Genomic DNA, 2,891 nt, shown 5'->3' with positions numbered 1-2,891 from the left:
GGGCATGGTGCACATCCTCTCCTGCGGCACCGAACGGCACCACAGAGTCGATGTCACCTATCCGTGCAGCAGTCCCCAACGCCGGCGAGGGCACCGCAGTCCTATCCCAGGACGTCGCCGCACTCAACGAGATTCCTGCGACACAGCAGATTCAGCGCATGGCCGAATTGCTGACCCGCTAGCACCGCCATGCCACACATGTTTAGCGGGGCCCTCGTTCAGGACCTCGCAATCCTACGCCTAAACGTTACGTGGACCGAAGGGGACTCGAGCGCGACCACACCCCTGATATGGGTCGTGAAGCTGGCAGAAGGACCACAGGGGCAAGTACAGGTTGGTGGCACCCTTCGCCTCAAGGGAGCATGGGGCTGCGTGCATGCGGAATCCGCCGCGCTTTTGAGCGAGGAAGCCGCCCATGAGCACCACCGAAGCAACCATTCCGACGGAGGGGCCTTCGCCGCCAGCATGGAAACCATGCTTAGCCCAATCTTGTGGACCTACACCCGGCTTACGATCCTTCCCGTGCTCGCCGCTCTGCCGACCGGACCCGCGGAGTGCTTCCCTCGGGAACCTCCGGCCCGTTAGTCCGCGTCTACAGGCACCGGCCGAGTCGCCTGGCCCGTGGGCATCCATGCGTTCACCGGATCTCTTCGCTGCTGCTGTCACCGGCCGAGAGTCGATGAATGACTGGACCGAAGCGACCGGCGCCGCGAGATCGGCCAACCGCCGGTCAGCGGGCCGTCGGCCGCGCCGACATTGACGTCAGCGACGACTTCCAAGCCGCAGTCAGACCCGTCCAAGCGCGGTATGGGTGCCGTGTGGTGACTGGATGGGGCTGTTCTGGGCCCTTCAGAGCGCGTTGGCAGTCTCTCTAAGGGCTTGGATCTGACTGTCGTAGATCGTTCTGACTTCACGCGTCAACGACACCGGGTGCGGGGCGCTTGTCCCCGTAACCCATGTCGAGGTGCAAATGGACAGCCTCTTAACTGTGACCAGACATGAAGACACGGGGTCAGCGCAGCTCGTTCTTCAACCTACGCCCTGCCCTGCGCTGCTCCCACCAATACCTATACCGATCGGCTCGATGCCGAGCTCGGTCGCCGAACCGTCCCCATCGACCCGCGACACGTTCCCACGGGAAGGGGTCATATGTGCGGTCGCGCTCGAGCCTTCCATCGAACCCACGTCTCCAACGGCGCCCACTTGAGTCCGTGAAGGACACGTAGAGGGGGACGGCACGGTTGTCGTCAATGCGTGAAGTCCTGAAGACCTCCACATCCTCTGCGCCGGGGCTGATATCGATCCCATGGTCGGGAAGGGAAGCAACGCTCCGAGGGATCCGCCCACCTGCTGAATCTACGGCCGACGGCGTGTCCACGGCTGTCGCGAGGTGGTGGATAGGTAGTGAGTTCGCGTTCGTTACGCGCACGATGATGTCGCTTCTCTCACCGCGAAGACTGCACGAAAGAAGCCGAGCTTCTGCCGCCTCATCACGCGCACGATCGCGCCGCATGATGTTGAACCCCAACAGCAGCGATCCACCGGTCAGAAGCGACCCGACCCACGCCGACACCGGCCCCCACTCCACAGTCACACCCCAATCCTCACCGTCACCTAAGTTGACCCCCCGCGCGTGTCGTGTCAACGCCCCTTCGAAAGGAGCTTCCTGACCCGGGTTCGTCAGGGCCAGCAGCGAGTCTAGATGCCTGACCCGGGGCTATTGATCAACGCGTTCGTTTAGCGTGGTCTCGTGGGCTGCGCCATTACCGGCGCCGCGAGGGATGGCGGAGCCAACCAGGGCTCGGCCCGGATCAAGTGGCGGCGTTCGTGGCACTGAAGCGCCCTGGGTTTGGTTCCGTCCTTCCTGAAGGAGAATCGGACCATGCCCAAGAAGTACGACCAGGACTTACGTGAGCATGCGGTGCGGATGGTGTTGGACAAGCGCGCCGCCGATGGATGCTCGCAGCGTGTCGCGATGGACGCTGTGGGAGCGTCGCTCGGGATAGCGCCCGCCACGATCCGTAACTGGATGCCCCGCCCCGGTGAAGAGCCAGCGGCGACTGGCGCGGCGAAGCCGCGTGAGTCCCTCGAGGAAGAGAACCGGCGCTTACGCCGCGAACTCGCCGAAACGAGGCGCGCGAACGAGATCTTGAAGAAGGCCTCGGCTTTTTTCGCAGCGGAACCAGACCGCCCCACGACGAGATGATCCGGTTCATCGACGAACACAAGGATCAGTTCGGGGTCGAGCCGATCTGTCGCGCCCTTCGCGCGACGGACTGTGGGTTCATCACCTCCCGCGGCTACCGCGCCGCGAAAGCCCGCCCTCGCTGCGCGCGAGCGATCCGCGACGACGTCCTTGTGGAGGAAGTGAAACGCCTCCACGCCCAGAATTACGGCGTGTACGGCCACCGCAAGATGTGGCACGCGATGCGCCGCGAGGGCTGGCTGATCGGACGCGACCAGACCGCGCGACTCATGAGAATCGCTGGGCTGCACGGTGTTCGCCGTGGGCGCCGCCCGTTCACGACCGTGCCGTCGAAGCTGCCCGACCACCGCCCGGATCTCGTGGAGCGTGACTTCCACGCGTTGACGCCGGACATGTTGTGGGTAGCAGACATCACCTACGTGCGCACCGTTAGCGGGTTCGCGTACACGGCCTTCATCACGGATGCGTGCACGCGCAAGATTGTCGGCTGGTCGGTCGCGTCGTCGTTGACGACGCAGGCGTTGCCGATGATCGCGTTGCAGCAGGCCATCGCGACGACTCCGACGGCGCGTCAGGGTGGGCGGCTCGTGCACCACAGCGACCGCGGCGTCCAGGGCGGATTCAACTGGTCGTCGCAACACCTTGACGTGGAAGGTGTTGGCGATGGCAGCGAACGACAGGGACC

General features: G+C 64.3%; 3 protein-coding genes and 1 other annotated feature. All 3 genes read left to right on the top strand.

What is annotated here, in order from left to right; genetic code table 11:
- The coding region (locus AC1RS9_RS14435) for a hypothetical protein (RefSeq protein WP_492921968.1) at positions 1-182 on the top strand (182 nt) is incomplete at its 5' end.
- 1,700 nt (positions 183-1,882) lie between these two features.
- A complete protein-coding gene (locus tag AC1RS9_RS14430; protein ID WP_136788999.1) occupies positions 1,883-2,206 on the top strand; it encodes a transposase in 324 nt (107 codons plus the stop codon).
- Positions 2,164-2,265, top strand: a sequence feature (AL1L pseudoknot). Its footprint overlaps the gene before it by 43 nt.
- Positions 2,203-2,891: IS3 family transposase (locus tag AC1RS9_RS14425; RefSeq protein ID WP_492921966.1), on the top strand; the 689-nt coding region annotated here is incomplete at its 3' end. It overlaps the preceding feature by 63 nt. The genes AC1RS9_RS14430 and AC1RS9_RS14425, both read left to right, overlap by 4 nt.

This window comes from Dermacoccus sp. MPR-E5, from assembly GCF_058809565.1.
This window is presented reverse-complemented; position numbering and strand designations above follow the sequence as displayed.